Below are 24,873 nucleotides of genomic sequence, written 5' to 3' on the forward strand. Positions count from 1 at the left end.
AAGACCCAAACGGGAGAGACAAGACAATGACCGAAAGCATTCGCTACGAGGTGGACGGCGACGGCATCGCGCTTCTGACCATCGACCTGCCCGGCCAGTCGATGAATGTGTTCAACGCGCAGCTCATCGACGATCTGGACACCGTGATCGACAAGGTGCTCGCCGACAACGCCGTCAAGGGCGCCGTGATCACCTCGGCCAAGCCGGCCTTCCTCGCCGGGGCGGACCTGAACATGCTGGGCGGTGAAGACGCCGCCGATATGAGCCTCGAGGCCCAGTTCGAAAGCACCTTCCGCCTCAACAAAATCCTGCGCAAGCTGGAAACCGGCGGCAAATCCGTCAAGGAACTGGGCAAGGGCGGCACCAAGCCTTTCGCCGCCGCCGTCAACGGCCTTGCCCTCGGCGGCGGGCTGGAGCTGGTTCTGGCCTGCCATCACCGCGTGGTCGCCGACCATCCCAAACTTCAGCTCGGCCTGCCGGAAAGCCAGGTCGGCCTTCTGCCGGGTGCCGGCGGCACCCAGCGTCTGCCGCGCCTGATCGGCATTCAGGCCGCCGCCCAGGCCATCACCACCGGCAAGCCCTTCAATCCCCAGCAGGCGCTCGGCCTTGGCATCGTCCAGGCGGTCGTGCCCGCCGACAAGGTTGTCGAAACCGCGCGGGAATGGGTGAAGAACACCGCGTCCGCCATCGCCCCGTGGGACAAGAAGGGCTTCAAATATCCCGGCGGCGCCGGTGCCATGCACCCCGGCGCGGTGCAGACCTTCATCGGTGCCAACGCCATGGCGCAGAAGCAGACGCAGCACAATTATCCCGCCATTCAGGCCATCCTGTCCTGCCTTTATGAAGGCGGCATCGTCGACTTCGACACCGCCATCCGGATCGAAAGCAAATATTTCATGAAGCTTCTGTCCGGCCCGGTGGCGAAAAACATGATCCGCTCCCTCTTCATCAACAAGCAGGCGGTGGAAAAAGGCTCTCTCCGTCCCGCCGGTTTCGAAAAGAAAACCGTCAAGCGTCTCGGCATGCTGGGCGCCGGCATGATGGGCGCCGGCGTGGCCTATGTCTCGGCCAAGGTCGGCATGGACGTGGTGCTCCTCGACCGTGACGCGGCAGCGGCCGAAAAAGGCAAGGACTATTCCCGCAAACTGGTGGAAAAGGGCGTCTCGCGCGGCAAGATCACCCAGGAAAAGGGCGACGCGCTGCTGTCCCGCATCCACACCACGGCGGATTACGGCGATCTCACCGACTGCGACCTGATCATCGAGGCCGTTTTCGAGGACGAAGGCATCAAGAAGGACGTGACGGAAAAGACCGAAGCCGCCATCGGCAAGGATGTGGTCTTCGCCTCCAACACCTCCACCCTGCCGATCACGGGGCTGGCGAAAAACTTCACCCGCCCGCACCAGTTCATCGGCATTCACTTCTTCTCGCCCGTCGACAAGATGCCGCTGGTCGAAATCATCATGGGTGAAAAGACCGATGATGAAACGCTGGCGCTGGCGCTCGATTACGTCTCGCAGATCAAGAAGACGCCGATCGTCGTCAACGACAGCCGGGGCTTCTACACCAGCCGCTGTTTCGGCACCTATGTGCAGGAAGGCTACGCCATGGTGAAGGAAGGCGTGAACCCCGCCCTGATCGAGAATGCCGGCAAGATGTCCGGCATGCCGGTCGGCCCGCTGGCCGTCGGCGACGAAGTGGCCCTCGACCTGTCCTACAAGGTGATGCAGGCCACCAAAAAGGCACTGGGCGACAAGTATACGCCCTCGCCGGCCGATGATTTCGTCGAGAAGATGGTCACCGAACTGGAACGGTTCGGCCGTAAGAACGGCAAGGGCAACTATGTCTATCCCGAAGACGGCAGCCCGAAACATCTGTGGCCGGGCCTCGGCGATCACTTCCCGCTCAGCGACGACCAGCCCACCCTGGACGAGGTGAAATCCCGCCTCATGGTGCGCCAGGCGGTCGAGGCCGCGCGCTGCTTCGAGGAAGGCGTGCTGATCGATGCCTCCTCCGGCGACATCGGCGCCATCTTCGGCTGGGGCTTCGCACCGTGGACGGGCGGACCGTTCAGCTTCATCGACACCATCGGCGTCGCCGAATTCGTCATGGAAGCCGACCGTCTGGCCCAGCAGTACGGCGAACGCTTCACACCGCCGAAACTGCTGCGCGACATGGCCGCCAGCGGCGACAGCTTCTACAAGACGGGTGAAACCCGGGGCCGCATGGCCAAAGCCGCCTGAACCGGCCGTCGCGGTTGACAAGACCGCGCGCTGAAAGACCGGGGGCGTCCGTGCCATGCGCGGACGCCCTTTGTCTAATCCGCGCCCGTGCGCTGACGTATTCACTTTGCCGGATACCGCTTCGCCCGATATGAAGTCATCAGACGGTCATTGACATGGACGAACCCCGCCCGGATCGCAGCAGGTTCGGGTTCGGTATAGGCCCCGGCTGAAGGACACCGTATGAACATCACCATCGACCCCGGCCTGTCGGCGCGCGGCATCCCCCTGCATCTTGCCGTGCTGACCTATGATGTGACGGTGGCCCCGTCGCCGGGTCTGCTCGTCAACACGATGGACGAAGCCATCCGCCAGCGGCAGGAAGAGCTGATGGGCGAACCGGCCTCCACCGACCCGGTGATCGCCGCGACCCGCCATGCCTTCAAGACCTTCGGCAAGGACCCCAGCCGCTACCGCCCGTCGTCCGAGGCGCTGACCCGCCGTGCGCTTACGGGCAAGGGCATCGGCCCGGTCAACACCGTGGTCGACACCGGCAACATCATCTCGCTGATGACCGGCCTGCCGGTGGGCGCCTATGACGCGCGCTGGATCAACGGCGATGTGCGCTGCCGCATCGCCGGCGAGAATGAGACCTATGACGGTATCGGGCGCGGTGCCGTCAATCTGGGCGGGCTGCTCGTGCTGTCGGATGCCGACGGCCCGTTCGGCAGCCCCTTCTCGGACAGCGGCCGGACGGCCGTGACAGACACCACCGAAAACCTCGCCTTCGTGCTATACGGCCTCAATGTCACGGAAGAAACGGTTGAGGCGGCGGCCGAGTTCGCCGACAGTCTGATCAGCCGCTTCTGCGTGACCGAACAGGGAGAGACACAGTGACCGCCACCCAAACAGCCGCCCCAAAACCCCACACGGAAACGGGCCCGCAACACGGCGCCGGCGCCGCCTACACCACGCTCGTCATTGACCGCGATGGCCCGGTGGCCACCGTCCGGCTCAACCGCCCCGATGCGCTTAACGCCATGAACCGGGCCTTTTTCGCCGAACTGCCCGCCGCCTTCCGCGCCCTCGGCGCCGACACCTCCGTGCGCGCCATCGTGCTGGTCGGCGAAGGCCGGCATTTCACCGCCGGTCTCGACCTGAAGGACACCTCCAATGTCATCGGCGATCGGGACGGCGATGCGGGCCGCGTGCGCGAACGCTTCCTGCGCCATGTCAAATACCTTCAGGCGTCGATCTCGGCGGTCGAGGAATGCCCGGTGCCCGTGATCGCCGCCGTTCACGGCGCCTGCATCGGCGGCGGGGTGGACCTTGTCTCGGCCTGCGATATCCGCCTGGCGACAACGGATGCCTTTTTCTCGATCAAGGAAATCGACATCGGCATTGTCGCCGACATCGGCACCTTTCCGCGCATCCTCCGCCTGCTGCCGGACGGCATCGTCAAGGAACTGGCCTATACGGGCCGCAAGTTTCCGGCCGGCGAGGCCGCCGCGCGCGGCTTCGTCAACCATGTCCATGAAACCCGTGACGCGGTTGTCGCCCATGCGCGCGACATCGCCGCCGATATCGCCGCCAAGACGCCGCTTGCCATCGCCGGCATCAAGAATGTCCTCAACTATCAGCGGGATCATTCCGTGCGCGACGGGCTGGACTATGTGGCCGTCTGGAACAGCGCCATGCTGATGGGCGAGGACCTGATGAAAGCGGCCACCGCCACCATGACCAAGACATCGGTCGATTTCGCCGACCGTCTGCCGGACGCCGACTGACAGCGGTCTCACCGCCGGGCCTGCCTTGATGGATCTGTTGACGGGTCTGCCGGCGGGTCCGGCGCCCCTTCGACGGCCCTTGACTGATTAGTCAGTCACCGAGGGTGTCTTATGGGCCTGTAGAGAGGCCGATCCGGGCAACCCGCCCGTCCCGCGAACGACAGGACGACCCATGACCGCATCCGGGGTATCCGTGAAAATCTGCGGCCTCAGCGAGGCCGAAACCGCCCATGTCGCGGCCGGGGCCGGCGCCCGCTGGCTCGGCTTCGTGCATTTCGCGCCGTCCCCGCGCCATCTCGACCTTGCGGCGGCACGGGCCCTGGCCCCCGACCTTCCGCCCAAGGGGCCGGAGCGGGTCGGCGTGTTCGCCGGGGCCGATACCGGGACCATGGCGGCGTTCGCGGACATCCTGTCGCTGGACTGGGTCCAGTTGCACGGGGCCGAGACCCCGGACGACATCGCGGCCCTCAGGGACCGCCTGGGCCTGAAGGTCATGAAGGCGATTTCGGTCGGCGGGCCCGCCGACATCGCGGCCGCCGCCGCGTATGTCGGGGCCGCCGACATGATCCTGTTCGACGCGAAACCGCCGAAAGACAGCGTGCTGCCGGGCGGCAACGCCGTCTCTTTTCCGTGGGGGCTGATGCGCGGCCATGACAGTGCCCTGCCGTGGCTGCTCGCCGGCGGGCTGACGGCGGCCACGGTGTCGCAGGCCCTTGCGGACAGCGGTGCAAACGCGCTTGATGTGTCTTCCGGTGTCGAGACGGCGCCGGGCGTCAAAAGCGCGTCAAAAATTCGTGCCTTTCTCATGGCCGCCAAAGCGGCTAAACAAGGCGCCTGAAAAAGAGAAAGAGACACCATGTCAGAGCGTCACACCGCCTCCCCGAACAGTTTGCGCAGCGGCCCCGACCCACGCGGCCATTTCGGCCCCTATGGCGGCCGCTACGTTTCTGAAACGCTGATGCCGCTGGTTCTGGATGTGGAAAAGGCCTACCGCGAGGCGATCGCCGACCCCGCCTTCGTCGAGGAACTGGACAGGCTGAACCGGGTCTATGTCGGCCGGCCCAATCCGCTGTACCACGCCGAACGGCTCAGCGAGGCCCTCGGCGGCGCGAAGGTCTATTTCAAACGCGAAGACCTCAACCACACCGGCGCGCACAAGATCAACCATGCCATCGGGCAGATCCTGCTGGCACGGCGCATGGGCAAAACACGCATCATCGCCGAAACCGGCGCCGGCCAGCACGGGGTCGCCACCGCCACGGTGGCCGCCCGCTTCGGTCTGAAATGCACGGTGTTCATGGGCGCGGTCGACATGGAACGGCAGAAGCCCAATGTCTTCCGCATGCGTCTGCTGGGCGCCGAGGTCCGCCCCGTCACGTCCGGGTCGTCGACCCTGAAGGATGCGATGAACGAAGCGCTGCGGGACTGGGTCACCAATGTGCACGACACCTTCTACATCATCGGCACCGCCGCCGGACCGCACCCCTATCCGATGATGGTCCGCGATTTCCAGTCGATCATCGGGCGCGAAACGCGCGACCAGATGATGCAGCTGGAAGGCCGCCTGCCGGACAGCCTTGTCGCCTGTGTCGGCGGCGGCTGCAATGCGCTCGGCCTGTTTCATCCCTTTCTCGATGAACCGGATGTGGCCTGCATCGCGGTCGAGGCCGCCGGACACGGTCTGAACACCCATGAACATGCCGCCTCCATCACCGGCGGCAAACCGGGCGTTCTGCACGGTAACCGCACCTATCTGCTGCAGGACGACGACGGACAGATCGAAGAGGCCCACTCCATCTCCGCCGGTCTCGACTATCCCGGCATCGGGCCCGAACATGTCTGGCTGCATGAAAAGGGCCGGGTCGAGTATGTGTCCGCCACCGACAGCGAGGCGCTGGACGCCTTCCGGCAATGCTGCGAACTGGAAGGCATCATCCCCGCCCTGGAATCCAGCCACGGCCTGGCCGAGGTTCTCAAGCGCGCGCCCGGCCTGCCCGGCGATCATCTTATGGTGCTCAACATGTCGGGGCGCGGCGACAAGGATATCTTCACGGTGGCCGACGCCCTCGGCGCCGACCTTTGACCCCCCCCAGTGATAGACCCAGTGACCCCGCAGTGACCCCCCAGTGCCACCCAGTGACCTCGCAGTCCCCCGGCATATCCGAAAACAGGCAGAAACCATGTCACGATTGACCGCGTGCTTCAGCGCTTTGCAACGGGAAGGCCGCGCCGCCTTCATCCCCTTCATCACGGCGGGCGACCCCGACCCCGCCCTGTCCCTCGGCATCCTGAACGGCCTGCCCGGCGCCGGCGCCGACATTATCGAACTGGGCATGCCCTTCACCGATCCGTCCGCCGACGGCCCGGCCATTGACCGCGCCGGGCAAAGGGCGCTCAAGGCCGGCGCCTGCCTGAAGGGCACGCTGGACATGGTGCGGGCCTTTCGCACCGGCGACAGCCACACGCCGATCGTGCTGATGGGCTATTTCAATCCGATATTCGCATACGGTATCGACGCCTTCGTCGTGGACGCGGCGGAGGCCGGCGTGGACGGGCTGATCATTGTCGACCTGCCGCCGGAGGAAGACGCCGAATTGCGCGTGCCGGCGGCCCGCGCCGGGCTGGCCACGGTGCGGCTGGCCACCCCCACATCCGATGACGACCGCCTGACCACCATCCTCGATGGCGCCAGCGGGTTCGTCTATTATGTGGCGGTCGCCGGTGTGACCGGTCAGAAATCGGCGGCAGCGGACGATATCGCGGCCGCGCTCGGCCGCATTCGCCGCCGGACCGATCTGCCGGTTGCCGTCGGTTTCGGCATCAGGACACCGCAGCAGGCGGCCGACATCGCCCGGCACGCCGACGCGGCGGTCGTCGGCTCGGCCATCGTCTCGGTGATCGAGGACGCTTTGGACGCGGACGGCAACGCCCCGGACGGGCTGGGCGATAAAGTCCTGGCATTTGTCAGAACGCTTGCCGATGGTGTAAGAACGGCCCGGTAAGGGCTTTCCTCTCCGCCGACGGCCAAAAGTTAAGGAGCCACCCGCCCATGAGCTGGCTGACCAATTATGTAAAACCGAAGCTGCGCAAGGTTCTGAATGCACGGGAAACGCCCGACAATCTGTGGCACAAGTGCAAAAATTGCGGCCAGATGATCTTCCTGAAGGAATTTGTCGCCGCCGGCTATGTCTGCGCCCACTGCGATCATCACGACCGTATGCCGCCGAAAGACCGTTTCGACAGCCTGTTCGACAACAAGACTTATGAGCTGCTGGACCTGCCGCAGGTCCGTCAGGACCCGCTGAAATTCCGCGACAGCAAGCGCTACACCGAACGCCTGAAAACGGCCCGCCAGAAAACCGAGGATCAGGACGCGATCAAGGTGGCCGTCGGCCGCATCGGCGGTGTCGAGACCGTCGTCGCCCTTCAGAATTTCTTCTTCATGGGCGGATCCATGGGCATGGCCGTCGGCGAGGGCATCATCACGGCGGCCCGGCATGCCCTGAAAATCCGGGCGCCCTTCGTGATGCTGTCGGCCTCGGGCGGCGCCCGCATGCAGGAGGGCATCCTGTCGCTGATGCAGATGCCGCGCACCACCGTGGCGGTCCAGATGCTGCGCGAAGCCGGCCTGCCCTACATTGTCGTCCTGACCGATCCGACCTCGGGCGGTGTGTCCGCCTCCTACGCCATGCTGGGGGACATTCAGATCGCCGAACCGGGCGCGATGATCGCCTTTTCCGGTCCCCGCGTGATCGAACAGACCATCCGGGAAAAGCTGCCCGACGGGTTTCAGCGGGCGGAATATCTGCACGAACACGGCATGGTCGACAGGGTTGTGCACCGGCACGACATGGCGCGCGAACTGGGCACCATCCTTGCCATGCTGACGAACGGGCGCCACCGTCACAGTCCCCAGGCCGCCGAATAAAGGCACGCCGCGCACGGTGCGGCAGTGCTGCCAGAAACGCACCAGAGACACGCCAGAGACGCGCCAGAAACATATCAGAGAGGTGTATGCCCCCAACGGTCCCACCACGGCCGACAGCCCCGCTTGAACGGCTGAAACGCCTTCACCCCAGGGTCATCGACCTGTCCCTGGACAGGCTGCGCCGTCTGCTCGACAGGCTCGACAACCCCGAACGGCGTCTGGCGCCGGTCCTCCACGTGGCCGGCACCAATGGCAAGGGCTCGACCGTCGCCACGCTGCGCGCCATTGCCGAGGCCGCCGGCCACCGGGTCCACGTCTATACCTCGCCCCACCTCGTGCGGTTCAATGAACGCATCCGCCTGTCCGGCACCCTCATCGACGATGCCCACCTGAACGACCTGATCGATGAGGTGGAAACCGTCAACAACGGCGCCGAAATCACGTTTTTCGAGGTGACGACGGCGGTCGCCATGCTCGCCTTTGCCCGCGTACCGGCGGACCTGACCATATTGGAGGTCGGCCTGGGCGGGCGTCTGGATGCCACCAATGTGGTGGACCGGCCGGCCGCCTGCTGCATCACCCCCGTCAGCTTCGATCATCAGGACTATCTGGGCACCACCATCGAGGCCATCGCCGCCGAAAAGGCCGGCATCCTGAAAAAGGGCGTCCCCGCCGTCATCGGCCCGCAACTGGAAGCCGCCCGCGCCACCATCGCCGCCACGGCACGCGAAGTCGGCGCCCCCCTGCATGTCTACGGCGAGGACTGGCACTGCGCCCCTGTCGAGGGCGACGGTTTCCGCTTTGACGACCGCGACGGACATTTGAGCCTGCCGGCCCCGACCGTCCAGGGACTGCACCAGATCGCCAATGCGGGCATGGCGGTGGCGACGCTCCGCGCCCAGTCCGCCGTACCGGTGTCCGAGGCCGCGATCCGCGCCGGGCTGGGCTGGGTGCGCTGGCCCGCCCGCCTGCAACCCATCGAAAACACCCCCCTGAACCGGCATTTGCCGGAACAGGCGCGGCTTTGGCTGGACGGCGGGCACAATCCGGCGGCGGCCACGGTCATTCGGGCCTTCCTTCAGGGCTTCGACCCGGTGGAGGAACCGGTGACCCTGATCGTCGGCATGATGCAGGGCAAGGATCTCGCCGGTTTCCTCGGGCCGTTGATACCGCAGGCCGCGCGGGCCATCGCCGTGCCCATACCGGGACAGGAAAAAAGCTGCCCGCCCGGCGATGTCGCGGCCGCCATTTCCGATGCCGGCCTTCAGGGCAGCATGGCAAGGGATGTCATTTCCGCTCTTGAAATTATTCGCTCTGAGGCTAAACCGGATACACGCCCGGTTGTGCTGATCATCGGATCGCTCTATCTGGCGGGGCGGGTTCTGGAAGACGCCGGTCTTCTGCCCGAATGAATGATGAAACCCGCGTGTGCTCCGGCACACCGGGCGAAATACCGAAAGGGGCGGATCGTGGAACAAGACACCACCGTATCACGGGTCGAGGATTTTCCCTGGGGCCAGATGGCCTGGCTGATGGATGACGCCGCCGCCGAATCAGCCGGGTTTTCCACCGCGCGCATGACCGTCCTGGCCGGCCGGACGGCCGGCCCGCACCGGCACCCCAATGCCACGGAATTCCTTCTGGTGGAAAAAGGCGACCTGACCCTGCGTTTAACGGATGAAACCGTGCCGCTCGCAAAGGGCGACACCTACCTCATCCCCGTGGCAAGCCCCCATGAGATCATCGCCGGCCCCGAGGGCGCACAGCTGACCATCTTCTACAACACCCCCCGGCGCGGGTATGAAGCGGCCACCATCGGGTCATAGGCACCGGCCTTAACGCCCATGCGGTGAAGGCCGGCATCATGGGCCATCCGCCTCGCCGGCCCCGATTAATGCCCGGATTTTCCGGGCAGCCGGTCCACACCGCACGGTCTTGCCAGTGGGTATCGTCCCAATAAAAAGCGCGGCCTTCGGTGAAAGGCCGCGCTGAACGCTTCAGCGGGTGACGCTGGACAGCTTAAATGCTGCTGTCAATCCACTGTACCATCTGTGCTTTCGGCTTGGCGCCAAGCGTGGTGGCCACGGCCTCGCCGCCCTTGAAAATCAACAGGGTCGGGATGGACCGGACGCCGAACTTGGTCGGTGTGACCTGATTGCTGTCCACATCCATCTTGGCGATGACGATATCGTCACGCTCGCCGGAAATTTCTTCAAGAACGGGGCCGATCATTTTGCACGGGCCGCACCATTCCGCCCAGAAATCCAACAAAACCGGCTTGTCCGCCTGCAAGACATCCTGCTCGAAGGTCGCATCGGTTACGGTGATCGTTGCCATATTTCTTCTCCAATCCAGTCCGCGCGGAGACCGTGCCTGAACCCGGAAAGCCCCTTGAACACGGTGTATGATTTACAAATGTGCGGACCACTGTTTGCTTTGGCAACTAACCTAGGCATCGGTCCGCGCATGGTCAAGGTGACAGCCTTATCACGAGGCGGTGATGCATTGCAGCATTTTCGATCACTGTGATGGACGGAAAAGATTTCAAAAGACCCGTGGACGCCCTGATCGCACCGGTCCCGGATCGCGTCAGACCTCGGTTCCTGCCCATCCCCCAGGCATCCCTCAGGTCATCCCCAGGTCATCACAGACCCATGGCGTCAAGCGCGGCGGACAGCCGGTCTTCGGGCAGGGGCATCAGCACCGGCGTTTCCGTCCACAGCAGGGCCGCCCGGACACGGCGCCCCGGATAAATCGTGCGCAGTGCGGCCGCATACAATGCCATCTGTTTGATATAGACGGCCCCCACATCGGCGGCACTGCGCGGCGGCGGGCGGTTGGTCTTGTAATCGACGATCAGAACCGTGTCTTCACCGATCACCAGACGGTCCACCTGCCCGGAAATCACCCGGTTACCGATCACCCCGGCGATGGGCGCTTCCGCCCGGCTGCCGGGACCGAACAGACCGGCGAACTCCGGATGCGCCAGAATGGCCAGCACCTCGGCCGCCAGCGCCGCCTGTTCGTCCCCGCTCAACTTGTGGGCCGGCAGGGCCAGATACCGCCGCGCCGCCTCCGCCCGTTGTGCCGCCGGCAGGTCGGGCAGGAATTCCAGCATGCTGTGCACCAGCCGGCCACGGCGAAACGGTTTCCCGCCGCGTGACAGCGGGCTCAACACCGCCGGTTCCTCGTCATCCGGGCGGGACGGGGCCAGGGGGCGCGGCGGCGTCGGTTCCGCCGGCGGCGGGGCGTCATACCAAAGGGGCCGGGCAGCGGTCGCGGCCAAAGGGGCCTCGGGCCCCGGCGGCGTGACCCGGCGCCGTTGGGCAACGCTGAACCGCCTGACCCGTAGCCCGTCGGGCCCGGTCACGGTTTCCCCCTCCAGCCGCGCGAACCCCGCCTCCAGCGCGTGATACCAGCTTTTGTCCGACAACGGCTCGCGGCCCCGCCAGCCAAGGGCGTACAGCCGGTCCTCGGCCCGTGTCAGCGCCACATACAGCAATCGCCGGTACTCGGCGATCAGGCGGGCGCCGATCATGGCCTTTTTATCTTTGACAAGCGGCAGATCCTTCGCCGGCGACGTCCACAACAGCAGATCGGGCGCCCCCTCTCCCAGTTCCAGCGGCACCAGGCGGCTGTCGCGCACACCGTCGGGCACGCTGGCGCAGTCGCCCAGAAACACGACCGGCGCCTGCAACCCCTTGGCACTGTGGACCGTCATGATCCGGATCGCCCCGCCGCCGGCCTCGAGGTCCCGTTTGATCTGGCTTTCACTGCGGTCCATATGGGCCAGAAACCCCTCAAGGGACGGGGCATGGACCCGCTCGAAATCAAGCGCGGCGGCCAACAGCTCATCCAGCGGATCGTGAACGTCGCTGCCCAGACGGCGGGCCAGCCTGTCGCGGCCATGATGCACCACCAGCACATGGGACAGAAATTCAAAGGGTGTCATGCGGTCGGCCGCCGACAGCAGGTCGCCCAGCATCCGCCGCGCCGTGCCAAGGGCCGGCCCGTCATCCGCCCCGTTATCCACCCCGCCATCCGCCCCGGTCATCCCGTCATCCACCCCGGCCGTCCCGCACGCCGCCGCCCTGGCGCAAAGCGCGTCCCACAGCGATCCCCCACGGCGATGGGCAAGGCTGAACAGCGCGTCTTCATCCAGCCCGATGAAGGGGCTTTTCAACAGGGCCGCCAAACTCAGATCGTCACCGGGCTGAAGGACGAACCGCAGCGCCGCCAGGGTGTCCATCACCGCCAGTTCATCCCTCAGCATCATCCGGTCCCGTCCCGCCACCGGCAGGTTCAGGCTTTTGAACGCCTTGACCAGATGATCGACAAACGCGGTACGCCGCCGCACCAGAACCAGAATATCCCCCGGCTGTATGGCGCGGCCTTTCGATACCAGCATATCGCCGCCGCGCACCATCGCACGGATACGGCGCGCCAGCCGCCACGCCGCGCGCTCCTGCGCGTCGGCGGCCGTTTCCTGCACGGTCGGTGGCCGCCAGCCATCCGCCTCCGCCGGGGCGGCGGCTTCTTCCAGCGGCCACAACTCGACCAGACCGCCATCGCCGGACCGGTGAAAATCATGGCGGACGGGCACACCGTCCAGGGCCACGCCGTCCGCGGCCGGGGCCCCGTCGGCGAAAACCGCGTCCACCAGCCCCATCACCGCCCCGGACGACCGGAACGACAGGCTCAGCGGCACATCGTCGGCCACCATGTCGGCCGCGCGCGCCCGCGCGAAAACCCGGTCGCGGGCCGCCAGAAACTCCCGTGGGTCCGCCCGCTGAAAGGAAAAGATCGACTGCTTCGCGTCGCCGACGGCAAAAACCGTCCGGGCCATGTCCCGTGCCCCTTCACCGGCATAAAACTCCGCCGCCAGCGCTTCGACCACCTGCCACTGCGCCCTGTTGGTATCCTGTGCCTCGTCCACCAGAATATGATCGAGACCGTGATCCAGCTTGAACAGGATCCACGGCGCGATGCCGGGCCGGTCCAGCAGGCCCAGCGTGTGGCTGATCATGTCATCGAAATCGATCAGGCCGCGCGCCTCCTTCACCCGCCGGTACTCCGCCAGTTGCGCGAAGCCCAGATGCAGAAGGGCGGCCGTCGCCGCCGCCGCCCGTGCCTTGGCCGCGCGCTCCCGCAGGGACGCCAGGCGCTCCTGTGTCGCGGTTATGACATCGTCCAGCGCCGGCGCGCCCGTCAGCACGGCCTTGGTCGCCACCCGTTTGCGGGGACCGCCGTCGGCGGTCAGAAACACCTGCTCAAAGGCCCGGAAGGCGGCCGCGCGGCCATGATCCTCCAGAAACGCGGCAACCGCCTGCCCCCGTTTCCGGTCGGCGGGCGAACCCGACGCCAGGGCACCGGCAAGGCCGGCAAGACCGGCATCGTCAAAAACCCCGGCCGCACAGGCCCCGGCCCGCACGCTGTCCGGTGTCTCGTCCGGCTCCAGGCCCAGGGCCCGGTACAGGGCGCGGCGGATGGCCTCCATATCCCCGTTGAAATGGCTATGGACGGCACCAAGGCGCGGCATCTCAAACGACAGGCGGCCGATCACCTCGTCAAACGTGTTTTCCGTCACCAGCCCGGCAACGGTATCGAGGGCCGTTTTCAGCCTCTCCCCGCCGGACAGGCGGGTTTTGGCCAGTGTCCCGTCACGGGCTTCGGCCATGACCTCGGCGGCCGCACTTTCCTCCATGCCTTCAAAGCCCGGTGACAGGTCGGCTTCCAGCGGAAAGCGCCCGAGAAGCGACTGGCAAAAACTGTGAAAGGTCTGAATTTGCAGGCCGGCTGTCAGGTCCAGGACATGGGCGAAAAGCTGCCGTGCCCGCGCCAGCATGGAATCGTCGGCATATTCTCCGGTGCGCTGTCCGATGGCCGCGATCAGCGCGTCATCCGTCATCACCGCCCAACCGCCCAGTTCCCGGAAAATACGGGCCTTCATCTCGGCGGCGGCCGCCTTGGTGAAGGTCAGGCATAACAGCTTTTCAGGCGGGGTGCCCGTCAGCATCAGACGCAGCACGCGGGCCGTCAGAACATGTGTCTTGCCGGTGCCGGCGGACGCACCGACCCATGCGGTCAGGGACGGTTCGGTGGCACGGGCCTGATGCTCGGTCATGTGACGGCTCAAGGGATTTCTCCGCCCGTGTCGTCGGCAAAGGGATCCTGTCCCGCCTGCCATTCCCGCACCCGTGCCAGATGGTCGTAATCATCATGGCCCGCCACCGCCGGGCGCGGGTGGGACAGGTAGGGCACATCGTCATCGTCAAACGCGGCGATCAGCGCCCGCAGGCCGTCCTCGGCCGCCTCAAGGGCCTCGGCCACATCCCGGACCGGACTTGTCGGCTGCGCCACCGGGTCCCCGCCCCGCAAATGCCAATACACCAGGCTGTCCACGGGCGCCGGGGCCAGCCCCTCGAAGGCCCCCTTGACGGCCAGCACCCCCTCCAGCGGCAATTGCGGTGCATAGCCGGCCGCCACCCGTTTGCCGCTTGGTGGCGTTCCGGTCTTGTAATCGATGATGGACAGGGCACCGTCACCGCGCAGACGGTCGATGCGGTCGGCCTTGGCCGTCAGGGTGAAATCCGTCCCCGGCACGGGCCAGGACGCTTTCCGCTCCACCGCGACCGTCTCGAAAAGATGCGCGCGGTCCGCCTCATGCCCGATAAACCAGTGCGCCACACGCTCAAAACGCGGCCACCAGAAGGCATAAACCGTCGGCTGGCTCAGCACCGGTTCGAAGATGTCGCGGCCAATGGCCAGCAGACGGTCCAGCGCGCCGGTCCCCTGTCTCTCCGCCGCCGGCAACAGGAGGAACCGCTCCAGCGCGGCGTGCAGCAGGGTGCCCCGGTGGGACGCCGTCGGGCGTTCATCGACCGGGTCCAGACGCCGCAGACCAAGGATTTTCTGCGCATACAGGCCGTAAGGATTGCGCATCCAGCGTTCCACCTGCGTCACCGAAAGCGTTTTCGGACGGGCGGCGCGCGGCGGGCACGGCGCGGGCGGCGGGGCCGGGCGCGGCGCCTCACCGTCGGCGGCCGTGGACCAGTCCAGATACCGGCCCGCATCCGGAATGGTGCGGCCGGCCAGGGCCTCGATGCGGAAAAGCCACCGGCTCTTCACGGTCGGACTGCCATCGGCTTTTTCCGCACGGCTCAAAATGGTGCGCGGGCCGCTGGCCGCCTGAAGGAAATCGTGGGCGGCCTGACCGATACGGCGTTCCAGCGGCGGCAGGCCGAAGGCGGCGCGCATGGGCGCACTCATCCAGGGGTCGGGCTTGATCTCCGCCGGCCACGTGCCCTCGTTCAGGCTGCCCAGGATCATGACATCCGCCCGGTGCAGGCGCGCCTCCAGCGGTCCCAGAATGGCCAGACGCGGATGACGGCCCCACACGGGGCGCACCGTCACATCGTCCAGAAACGCATCGAACAGCGCACGGTACGCTTCCAGGCTGGCACTGCCCAGCATGCCGGCCTGCTCCAACAGGTCGCCGAGCGCATCGGCCAGCGCCTCGCCCGCGTCGCCGCGCCACAAACGGTCCGCCCCGGACAGGCTTTCAGGTCCATCCGCGGGCGTGCCACCGGATGCCGCCAGGGCTTCGCAGGCCCGGATATGGGCCTGCATCAGGCCATCCACCGGCCGTTCGGCCTGACGTGACAGGTCAAAGGGCTGTAAAATCCCGGCGACGCGCTCCAGACGGGTCATGTCGCCATCCGTCAACAGGCCGGACCCGGCGGCCGCGCGGGCACGGATCATAATCCCCTCAAGGCCCGCCGGCGGCCGTGGACCGCGCAGCGCATATCGGTCCAGCCTGCGCACGGTTTCCAGCATGGCCGCGCGCTCAAAACCGGCCGTCACCATCGGATGCTTCAAGAGGGCCAGCAGCGGCACCGGCGCGAACCGGTCGGCGGCCGCCGCCACCAGCAGGCCCAGCAGCCGGCCGGGAACGGATTTGGCGGCCGGGGTGCCCGCCGTGTCATCGACAACGATATTCCAGCGCGCCAGCGCGGCCTGCGTATACCGGGCAAGCTGCCGGTCCGGCGTCACCAGGGCGGCGGTCCTGCCGGGGGTTTCCAGGGCTTCCCGCATGACCGTGGCAATGGCCGCCGCTTCCTCCCGGCGGCCGGGCGCGGTGATCATGGACAGGCCGCCGAACAGATCGCCCGGCGCCAGGCCGCTATAGGGAAGGGCGGGCCAGACATCCGTCGTCTCGGCCGGGCGCAGCGCATCGCGCAGCAATGCCGAACATGTCGATACGGCAGGCGGTACCGTCCCCTGGTCTTGCCCCTGCTCCCCTCTGTGTTCCGGGCCCTGCCACATCTCAACCTCATGGCGGCTGACCCGCATCTTTTTCAGCAGGTCCTTCATGGCATATTGGGGGTGCGTCGGACTGGCGGCGGCCCAGCTGTCCTCGTCCATATCCCTTTCCAGTCCGGGCAGGACCACGGCCCCGTCCGGCAACCGCGCCACCACGGACAGCAGTTCGGCGGTGGCCGGGACCGTGCCGGTGGACCCGGCGGCAAAAACCGGACGGTCCGGCGGCGTCGCCGACCAGGCATGGGCCAGGGCCCGTATCAGACGGTCACGCCTTTCCGCCGGGTTCAGCGCTTTTTCATCGTCCAGAATGGCCGGCCAGTGCTGCGAGATGATTTTCAGGAAATCCAGCGTCACCGACCAGTGACTGGCAAGATCGGCGGGCACGATCTCCGTCAGGGCGTCATAGGACACGCCGGCGGTATCCACCTGATCCATCAGGGTTGCCAGTTCACCGGCCAGCCGCCAGCACTGCGCCGGCGCCATCAGACCGCCGGGGGCCCGCCAGCCGGCCACCAGCCGGGCCAGCATGGCCTGTCGGCGATAGGGCGGTATGGCAGGCCGCAGGGACAAACCGTCGCCCGTCGGGTCAAGACCGTGTCCCGTCAGGGCAAAGGCCAGATCCTCCTCATCCAGATCGCCGAGCGGACGCATGGCCGGCAAAAGCGTGGGCGCCATGCCGCGCCGGCGCAGAAAGGCATCGCGCAACGCCCGCACGGCCCGCCGGTTGGGCAGAAGAACCACGGCATCGGCAAGGTGCGCCGCGTCAAGACGCCGGGCGATTCCGGCGGCCAGACTGTCGACAAAATTATCCTGCGCCGCGATGGAAAAAACCGTGGGCCGGCCGCCGCCGGACACCCTGGCGGTCATGGCCGCCCTCCGGCGGCACGCACGGCAAGACGGGCCTCAGCGGCGGCAATGGCCTCCGGTGTGCCCACATGCATCCAGTCCCCCTCATGGACAAGACCGTACAGACGCCCCCGCTCCAGCGCCCTGTTCCAGGCCCACCAGTTGGAAAACGGCCCCGCCGGCGCACCGTCATACAAATGCGGCGACAGGATCTGGACGCCGGCAAAGGCATAGGCGGCGGTGGCGCGGGTGCCGCGCGGGGCAATGGTCCCGACCTCCTGCCCGGCGAACAGGGGGTCGGGGCTTAGGGAAAAATCTCCGGCCCCGTCGAACCCGACGGCACGGTCGCGGGGCTGCAACAGCAGCAGCCCGTCCATGCGGTCCGGGCGAAAGACCCCGGCCATGCGGTCCAATGCCGGCACCGGCCCGTCCTCCCACAGGGAATCGCCCAAAATCACGAAAAAAGGATGCTGCCCGATCATCGGCAGGGCCTTGCACACACCGCCCCCCGTATCCAGAAGGGCATCGCGCTCATCAGACACGATGACCTGCCCCGCATCCATCCGTGACCGCAAATGCGCCTCCATCCGCCCGGCCAGATGATGCAGATTGACGATAACGGGGCCGAGACCGGCGGCCGCCATTTTGTCAAGCGCACGGTCGATCAGCGTCCTGCCGGCAACGGGCGTCAGGGGTTTGGGACGGGTTTCGGACAGGGCGCCCATACGGGTGCCCTTGCCGGCGGCCAGGATCATCGCGCGCCGGGACACGGTCGTCCCCGGCAGGCACGGGACGCCCCGCGCATCCGCCACACCGGTCATGGCGTCCAGCCTTCCAGACGCCGGGCCCATGTCCCGGCAAAGGGGCCCCTGCCGCCGATATCGATAACCCGGCGACCGGCATCGGCGCCAACATGGGAATCAAGGCCCGGTCCCGCGCCTGCGTCCATGCGCAAGGCGATATGCAGCGCATCCGGCCGCCATCCGTCCGGCAATCTGTCCGGCCATTCAATCAGCTGGATGGACCCGTCCGCCTCTTCCTCCAGCCCAAGGTCATAGACATCCTCCGGCGCGCTCAGCCGGTAAAGGTCCGCATGCCATACCGACGGCCCGCCATCCGGTTCATACAACTGGACAAGCGTAAAGGTCGGGCTGGGGACCTCGGCCTCCTCATCGCCCAGCAGACGGCGGATCAGCGCGCGGGCGAACAGGCTTTTCCCGCTGCCGAGCGGTCCGTCCAGATACAGGCAGTCCCCGGCGCGCAGACGCGGCGCCAGACGCTGCGCCGCCATGGCGGTCCCGGCAGGGTCCGCCGTTGTGATCGTGGCAATGGACGTCACGGGGAATGTCACGGGATTGGGGGAATGCATCGCATCATACTTTCACAAACGCAGGGCCGTCATGCCGGGTCTTGCGGCACGGTCACGCTCGCCGGCAAGGCGGCGGGCGTGTCGCCCCGGCCCCGGCCAGAGTCAGGACCAGGGTCAGGCTCGGGGTCCGGGTCCCGCGGCACCCATGACGTCAGGCTGAAAGTGTCCTCGCCCACGGCATTCAGCATGACACGGCCCCGGTGCAGGGCCACGATACTGCGCACCAGCGCCAGATCAAGCCCCGTCGACCGGCTGCCCTCGGGTATGCCGCCAACCTCCAGCGTCGCCAGCAGGCGGTCGCGGTCTTCCGGTGTCAGATCGCTGCGGGCGGCCGCCACCGTCAGGCCGACACCGCTGTCGTCATTCGCGAAGGATACATTGATGACGCTGCCGCGCTGGCCGATCGACATCATCGTCGAAATCATATTGTACAGCATCTGCTTCAGCCGCCGCCGGTCCCCCTGCACGGTGCACGGCGTCTCGGATACCTGACAGACAATCTGTATCCCGGACTTGCTGGCCATGCCTTCGGCCAGTTCGGCGGCCTCACGCATGATCACCGCGATATCGACGGTATCGATGTCCAGCGCCAGGGCGCCGGCATCGATCACGGCCAGGTCCAGCACATTGCTGATCATGTCCCGCAGGTCGCCGGCCGCCCCCAGAATGTCATCCACATAGGCGGCCTGCTGGTCGTTCAGCTCACCGAAAAAACGCTCCTTCAGGATTTCGGCGAAACCGATGATGGAATTCAGCGGCGTCCTCAGGCCATAGGACATATTGGTCACAAACTCGCTTTTCAGCCGGTCGGCGGCCTCCAGCGCGCGGGACCGTTCCCGCAGGGCCTGCTCGATGCGGAAACTGTCGGTCACGTCCATTTGCGTCAGCATCATCGCCCCGTCCGGCAACGGCACCAGGGTGAAATCCACCACCTTGCCGTCGGCGCGGTGCCAGCGCCCGGCATGGCTCTGACGTCCGGACACCCAGGCCGGCAGATCGTTCAGCAACAGTCTTTCATCGCCTTCGGCCTTGTCGTCGATGGCCAGATGGGTCAGCAGGTCGCTCAGATGCGGCGTGCTTTTCAGGATTTCCGGGGGGCACTGCCACAGGGTGGCAAAGGCGGGATTGGCCAGTTGCACGCGGCCGTCGGCACCGAACACGGCAACGGCTTCGCTGATATTGTCCAGGGTTTCCTGCTGAACCGCGATCAGCGTGTTATAGGACCGTTCCAGCGCCAGACGGTCGGTCACATCCTCGAACAGCACCAGAAGCCCGCCCAAGGGGTGCGGCTGCGTCACCACGCGGTAGGTGCTGCCGTTGGGCAGATGCCACATTTCCTCTTCCGGCTCGATCAGACGCGTATACTGTTCCAGACTGGCCCGTTTCCACGCCGGAAAATCGGCCTGCTCGGGCAGGCGCCGCCGGTCGTGCATGGCATCCAGCAATTCGCCGTGGGCGATGCCGCTGTCCAGGGTTTCCTCGCTCAGCCCGCTCAGGCGCTGGAAAGCGCTGTTGTAAAAACGCAGGGTCTTGCCGGGGCCGAAAATCGCCACCGGCGTGCGCAGGCGGTTCAGGGTCTCGGACTGGGATTCCAGCACCCGCGACAGTTCCGACAGCGCCTCCTCCTCGCCGGTGACATCGACGGCCACTCCCAGGACGCGGCTGGACCCCATGGGCGTATGGGTCACGGCGAAGGCGCGGCGCTGGCCGGCGGCAACGGCGAACTGGCGCTCGCGCACGGTGCTGCCGGTCTCCAGCGCCTTTTCCGCCGCCTTGGTGGGCGCGCGGTCGAACAGTTCCCGGCCCTGCTGCGCCGCATCGGCCGGGTCCCGCGCATCGACGGCATCGGCATAGGCGTGGTTGACCTCGACAAGGGCCATGTTGCGGTCCCGCACCCACACCGGATGGGGGTAAAAGTCAAAGCGCATGCGCAACTCGCGCAGGCGGTAATCCGCCATGGCGGGCCCCTCGCCCGTGGTCACGTCGCGGCTGTCCACCTCGCTGACCCACCAGACGGCATCCGGCCAGTCCGGATCGGTCGCGGGGCCGTCCGGGCCGGCGTGGCCGTTCACGGACCCGGACGCCAGTTTCTGGCATTCGATCAGCAGGGCGGGGCGCACCGGCGTTCCGGCCACCGGCTGAACGGCGACATGTCCGCCCAGAAGCGGGGCCTGTATGGCCGGCGGCAGACCCGCGTCCCCGCCGGGGAACAGGTCCTGGACCCGTGCCGGCATGTCGATCAGTCCGATCAGATTGCGCGTGTCGCGCGGCAGTTCGATGCGGCCGTCCTGCCACACCCAGATGGGGCGCCGGTGCTGTATGGCGATCAGCGTCTCGCTGAATTTGACCCTTTGCTGTAACCGTTCCAGCCGGGCCGTCTGGGTCCGGGCCCGCCGCCACAGGAAAAAGGCGATGGCCGCCCACAGAAGCAACACACCTGCAAGCGCAGTCAAAAGCAGGATATCACGGGTGACCATATCGCCCATTCGGCCCCTTCCCACCGATGCGGGCGCCGGTGCACTCCGTCAAGGAAACGCCCGCTGGGGTCCCCGGAAACATCGTTGGGACACCACCGGGAAATCCCGGTCGGTCCCTCGGGGCCCTAACGGCACCGTGCCCACAGTACATGCCCGCTCCAGCCTAGCCCCAAGATGCGTGTCATCTCAAGGGGCGGCTGCGATGCCGCATGGCATGCGGGCCAATACGCCGTGATGCATACGGATGCCGGGGCGCATACGGACGCCGTCGTGCGTATGCACGCCGGGGCGCACACGGTCCGGCAGGCGGAAAAGCCCGCCTCAGGCGCCGAAGGTGGATTTCAGCACATCCACCAGGTCCGTCCGTTCCCAGGAAAAATGGCCCTCATCCGTCGGGGTGCGCCCGAAATGGCCGTATGCCGCCGTCGGGGCGTAAATGGGCCGGCTCAGGGCCAGATGCTCGCGGATACCGCGCGGCGACAGGTCGACCAGTTCCCGCAAGACCTCGGACAGGCGCTGCGGGTCCACCTGCGGATTGCCCCACAGGTCCACATACACGGCCAGGGGTTTGGACACCCCGATGGCATAGGCCAGCTGGATGGTGCAGTTCGACGCGATGCCCGCCGCCACCACATTCTTCGCCAGATAGCGCGCGGCGTAGGCGGCCGAACGGTCCACCTTGGTCGGGTCCTTGCCGGAAAAGGCACCGCCGCCGTGCGGGGCCGCGCCGCCATAGGTGTCGACGATGATCTTGCGTCCGGTCAGGCCGGCGTCCCCGTCGGGACCGCCGATGATGAACTGGCCGGTCGGGTTGACGTAAAATTCCTCCTCCGGGCACATCCAGCCCTCGGGCAGAACGTCGCGGACATGCCCGCGCACCAGTTCGCGCAAATCCTCCTGGGACACCCCGTCCTTGTGCTGGGTGGACACCACGATGCTGCTGGCGCCCACCGGCCGGCCGTCTTCATATTTCAGCGTCACCTGGCTTTTGCTGTCAGGCTCCAGCTCGGGGGACGTGCCGTCATGGCGGGCGGCCGCCAGCGTTTTCAGGATGCGGTGCGAATAATCGATCGGCGCCGGCATCAGGCTTGCGGTCTCGTCGCAGGCATAGCCGAACATGATCCCCTGGTCGCCGGCGCCCTCGTCCTTGCCGGCGTCATTGTCCGCATCCACGCCCATGGCGATATCGGCCGACTGGGCATGAAGGAAACATTGGAAATCCGCCTTTTCCCAGTGGAAACCGTCCTGCTCGTAGCCGATATCGCGCACCGCCTTGCGGGCGACGGCCTCGATATCGTCGGGGGTGATGCTCGCGGGCCCGCGCACCTCGCCGGCGATGATGATACGGTTCGTGGTCACCAGGGTTTCCGCGGCCACACGGGAATGCGGGTCCGCCGCAAGATAAAGATCGACAATCCCGTCCGAAATGCGGTCGGCCACCTTGTCCGGGTGGCCTTCGGAAACGGATTCACTGGTAAAGAGATAGCTGCTCATCAAATCTACCCTGCGGTCTGAACGGTCGGTTGTGCGGAGAACCGTGCCGGCGGCCGTGGCGTCGGGCCCGGCCGGCACGGTATGGGACGGGGTCCCGCCTCAGTAGCGGTAATGTTCCGGCTTGAACGGGCCGGCCGGGCTGATCCCGATATAGCTGGCCTGATCGTCGCTCAGCGTCGTCAGCTTGGCGCCCAGCTTGCCCAGATGCAGCGCCGCCACCTTTTCGTCCAGATGCTTGGGCAGGACATAGACATCGCGGTCGTATTTGCTGTGATGGACCCACAGCTCGATCTGCGCCAGAACCTGGTTGGTGAAGCTGGCGGACATGACGAAGCTCGGGTGGCCGGTGGCACAGCCGAGATTGACCAGACGCCCCTTGGCCAGCACGATCAGGCGCTTGTCGTCGGGAAAGACGACCTCGTCCACCTGGGGCTTGACCTCTTCCCACTTGAAATTCTGCAGGCCGGCGATCTGGATCTCGCTGTCGAAATGGCCGATGTTGCAGACGATGGCCCGGTCCTTCATCTCGCGCATGTGGTCGACGGTGATCACATCCTTGTTGCCGGTGGCCGTCACGAACACATCGGCGATCGGCGCGGCCTCCTCCATGGTGGTGACCTCATAGCCTTCCATGGCCGCCTGAAGGGCGCAGATGGGGTCGATCTCGGTGACCATGACGCGGGCGCCCTGGCTGCGCAGCGATTCCGCCGAGCCCTTGCCCACATCGCCGAACCCGGCGACAACCGCGATCTTGCCGGCCAGCATCACGTCGGTCGCCCGCTTGATGCCGTCCACCAGCGATTCCCGGCAGCCGTAAAGATTGTCGAATTTCGATTTCGTCACGCTGTCGTTGACATTGATGGCCGGGACCGCCAGGCGCCCCTCCTTCGCCATTTCATACAGGCGCAGGACACCGGTGGTGGTTTCCTCGGAAACGCCGCGCACATCCTTCATCAGGTCGGGATAGTCATTGTGCATCATCAGCGTCAGGTCGCCGCCGTCGTCCAGGATCATGTTGGGCGTCCAGCCGTCCGGTCCCTTGATGGTCCGGTGCACGCACCACTCATATTCCTCTTCCGTCTCGCCCTTCCAGGCAAAGACCGGCACGCCGGTCGCGGCGATGGCGGCGGCGGCGTGGTCCTGGGTGGAAAAGATGTTGCAGCTCGACCAGCGGACCTCGGCCCCAAGATGCGTCAGGGTCTCGATCAGAACCGCCGTCTGGATGGTCATGTGCAGGCAGCCGGCGATGCGGGCGCCCGCCAGCGGCTTGCTGTCGCCATATTCCTCGCGCAGGGCCATCAGGCCGGGCATTTCGGTTTCGGCGATGTTGATTTCCTTGCGGCCCCAGTCGGCAAGGGCGATATCGGCGACTTTGTAATCGGTGTCGGGGTGATCCGTCATGGCGAGACCTTTCAGGCAACTGGATAGGAACGGGTCAGTGCGTCAAGGCCCCGAACCGTCGGAACCGCATGGCGCGGCACAAGATCCGGGGATGCGCTTGCGGCGGGTTATAACAGCGCCCCGGCAAAAGATAAAGATATCTTTATATAGCCCTTGGCAATATGCGGCGCCGACCCGAACCGCCCGCCCTATGCGCTCTCCCCGGCCCGCCCTATTCGCTCTCCCCGACCCGCCCTATTCGCTCTCCCCGAACCGCTCAGTGACCAGCGTCTCCAGCGCGACAAGGGCCGCCTCGGCGTCGTCTCCCGTCGCTTCCAGCCGAATACTGTCTCCCCTCGCCGCACCCAGCATCATCAATCCCATGATCGATGTTGCCGGCACGGACATGTCATCCTTCGCAACGGTGATCTCCGCCCTGAAGGCACCCGCCGCGCGGGCAAAGGCCGCCGAGGCCCTGGCATGAAGCCCGCGCCTGTTGACAATGGTCACCTGCCGCGCGGGCGCGCCGGGGGTTTTGGGAGTGTCGGGGGAATTTCTGTCCACAATGCCCGCCGTGCCGTCATCCGCCCAGAACGTGGCTGGCGACATTGATGTATTTGACACCGGCATCGCGCGCCGCCTCGACGGCATCCTCAAGCGTCAGTTCGCCGCGCACACTGGCCAGTTTGATCAGCATGGGCAGATTGATGCCGGCGATGACCTCGATCCGTCCCTTTTCCAGAAGGGAAATCGCCAGATTGGACGGTGTCCCGCCGAACATATCGGTCAGCAGCACAATCCCGTCACCGGTATCGACGGCATCGATCGCCCGCAAAATCTCTTCGCGGCGTTGTTCCATATCGTCATCGGGCCCGATGCAGATGGCACGGATCGCATCCTGCTCGCCGACGACATGCTCGGTCGCGGCGATGAATTCCTCGGCCAGGCGGCCATGGGTTACCAACACCATGCCAATCATATGGAAACCGTCTCCTCACTCAAGATCTGCCCGGTACCGGCCGGATTGTCTCCGGTCCCTGAACGGGCG

Annotated in this window: 19 protein-coding genes; 9 read left to right on the forward strand and 10 right to left on the reverse strand. The window is 66.2% G+C overall.

Annotated elements, in window-relative coordinates; genetic code table 11:
* Positions 1-26: 26 nt before the first annotated feature.
* The 9 genes from BXY39_RS19955 (at position 27) to BXY39_RS15430 (ending at position 9,763) form a co-directional block, all read left to right on the forward strand.
* Entirely contained in the window at positions 27-2,243 is a 2,217-nt protein-coding gene (locus BXY39_RS19955; RefSeq protein ID WP_121939774.1) for a 3-hydroxyacyl-CoA dehydrogenase NAD-binding domain-containing protein, read from the forward strand.
* Positions 2,244-2,465: 222 nt separating this feature from the next.
* Complete coding sequence (locus tag BXY39_RS15395) at positions 2,466-3,119, forward strand: B3/B4 domain-containing protein (RefSeq protein ID WP_121939775.1); 654 nt, start codon at positions 2,466-2,468, stop codon at positions 3,117-3,119.
* Positions 3,116-4,009, forward strand: coding sequence for a crotonase/enoyl-CoA hydratase family protein (locus BXY39_RS15400; protein ID WP_121939776.1), 894 nt, complete (start codon positions 3,116-3,118; stop codon positions 4,007-4,009). The genes BXY39_RS15395 and BXY39_RS15400 overlap by 4 nt, the downstream gene beginning before the upstream one ends.
* A gap of 172 nt (positions 4,010-4,181) precedes the next feature.
* Positions 4,182-4,847, forward strand: a complete 666-nt coding sequence (locus tag BXY39_RS15405) for a phosphoribosylanthranilate isomerase (protein WP_121939777.1) — start codon at positions 4,182-4,184, stop codon at positions 4,845-4,847.
* Positions 4,848-4,865: 18 nt separating this feature from the next.
* A complete protein-coding gene (gene trpB, locus BXY39_RS15410; protein WP_121939778.1) occupies positions 4,866-6,092 on the forward strand; it encodes a tryptophan synthase subunit beta in 1,227 nt (408 codons plus the stop codon).
* Between the two features lie 97 nt (positions 6,093-6,189).
* A complete protein-coding gene (gene trpA, locus BXY39_RS15415) occupies positions 6,190-7,011 on the forward strand; it encodes a tryptophan synthase subunit alpha (RefSeq protein ID WP_121939779.1) in 822 nt (273 codons plus the stop codon).
* Between the two features lie 47 nt (positions 7,012-7,058).
* Positions 7,059-7,937, forward strand: a complete 879-nt coding sequence (accD, locus tag BXY39_RS15420) for an acetyl-CoA carboxylase, carboxyltransferase subunit beta (RefSeq protein ID WP_121939780.1) — start codon at positions 7,059-7,061, stop codon at positions 7,935-7,937.
* Between the two features lie 86 nt (positions 7,938-8,023).
* Positions 8,024-9,349 carry a bifunctional folylpolyglutamate synthase/dihydrofolate synthase gene (locus BXY39_RS15425; RefSeq protein ID WP_121939781.1) on the forward strand — a complete coding sequence of 442 codons (1,326 nt, stop codon included), beginning with the start codon at positions 8,024-8,026 and terminating at the stop codon, positions 9,347-9,349.
* A gap of 57 nt (positions 9,350-9,406) precedes the next feature.
* The gene (locus tag BXY39_RS15430) at positions 9,407-9,763 is read left to right on the forward strand and encodes a cupin domain-containing protein (RefSeq protein WP_170163879.1); all 357 of its coding nucleotides are present in this window, start codon (positions 9,407-9,409) and stop codon (positions 9,761-9,763) included.
* A 193-nt stretch (positions 9,764-9,956) separates the two neighbouring features.
* On the opposite strand, the gene trxA is transcribed toward BXY39_RS15430, so the two are convergent.
* The 10 genes from trxA to BXY39_RS15480 form a co-directional block, all read right to left on the reverse strand.
* Positions 9,957-10,274, reverse strand: a complete 318-nt coding sequence (gene trxA / locus BXY39_RS15435; protein WP_121939783.1) for a thioredoxin — start codon at positions 10,272-10,274, stop codon at positions 9,957-9,959.
* 307 nt (positions 10,275-10,581) lie between these two features.
* Positions 10,582-14,073 carry a UvrD-helicase domain-containing protein gene (locus tag BXY39_RS15440; RefSeq protein WP_211332286.1) on the reverse strand — a complete coding sequence of 1,164 codons (3,492 nt, stop codon included), beginning with the start codon at positions 14,071-14,073 and terminating at the stop codon, positions 10,582-10,584.
* Complete coding sequence (gene addB, locus BXY39_RS15445) at positions 14,070-17,126, reverse strand: double-strand break repair protein AddB (RefSeq protein WP_121939785.1); 3,057 nt, start codon at positions 17,124-17,126, stop codon at positions 14,070-14,072. The genes BXY39_RS15440 and addB overlap by 4 nt, the downstream gene beginning before the upstream one ends.
* Complete coding sequence (locus BXY39_RS15450; protein WP_121939786.1) at positions 17,123-17,926, reverse strand: nucleotidyltransferase family protein; 804 nt, start codon at positions 17,924-17,926, stop codon at positions 17,123-17,125. The genes addB and BXY39_RS15450 overlap by 4 nt, the downstream gene beginning before the upstream one ends.
* Positions 17,923-18,444 (reverse strand): tRNA (adenosine(37)-N6)-threonylcarbamoyltransferase complex ATPase subunit type 1 TsaE, encoded by a 522-nt coding sequence (gene tsaE, locus BXY39_RS15455; protein ID WP_211332287.1) that lies wholly within the window; start codon positions 18,442-18,444, stop codon positions 17,923-17,925. The genes BXY39_RS15450 and tsaE overlap by 4 nt, the downstream gene beginning before the upstream one ends.
* Positions 18,445-18,503: 59 nt before the next feature.
* Positions 18,504-20,960: a sensor histidine kinase gene (locus BXY39_RS15460; protein ID WP_121939788.1), complete on the reverse strand. Its 2,457-nt coding sequence runs from the start codon at positions 20,958-20,960 to the stop codon at positions 18,504-18,506.
* A 312-nt stretch (positions 20,961-21,272) separates the two neighbouring features.
* Positions 21,273-22,445: a methionine adenosyltransferase gene (metK, locus tag BXY39_RS15465; RefSeq protein ID WP_121939938.1), complete on the reverse strand. Its 1,173-nt coding sequence runs from the start codon at positions 22,443-22,445 to the stop codon at positions 21,273-21,275.
* Between the two features lie 99 nt (positions 22,446-22,544).
* Positions 22,545-23,846, reverse strand: coding sequence for an adenosylhomocysteinase (gene ahcY, locus BXY39_RS15470; RefSeq protein WP_121939789.1), 1,302 nt, complete (start codon positions 23,844-23,846; stop codon positions 22,545-22,547).
* 234 nt (positions 23,847-24,080) lie between these two features.
* Positions 24,081-24,434 carry an HPr family phosphocarrier protein gene (locus BXY39_RS15475; RefSeq protein WP_121939790.1) on the reverse strand — a complete coding sequence of 118 codons (354 nt, stop codon included), beginning with the start codon at positions 24,432-24,434 and terminating at the stop codon, positions 24,081-24,083.
* Positions 24,406-24,804, reverse strand: coding sequence for a PTS sugar transporter subunit IIA (locus BXY39_RS15480; protein ID WP_121939791.1), 399 nt, complete (start codon positions 24,802-24,804; stop codon positions 24,406-24,408). Before BXY39_RS15480 ends, BXY39_RS15475 begins: the two co-directional genes overlap by 29 nt.
* Positions 24,805-24,873 lie beyond the last annotated feature (69 nt).

It is taken from the genome of Eilatimonas milleporae, from assembly GCF_003688555.1.
Lineage (GTDB): Bacteria > Pseudomonadota > Alphaproteobacteria > Sphingomonadales > Kordiimonadaceae > Eilatimonas > Eilatimonas milleporae.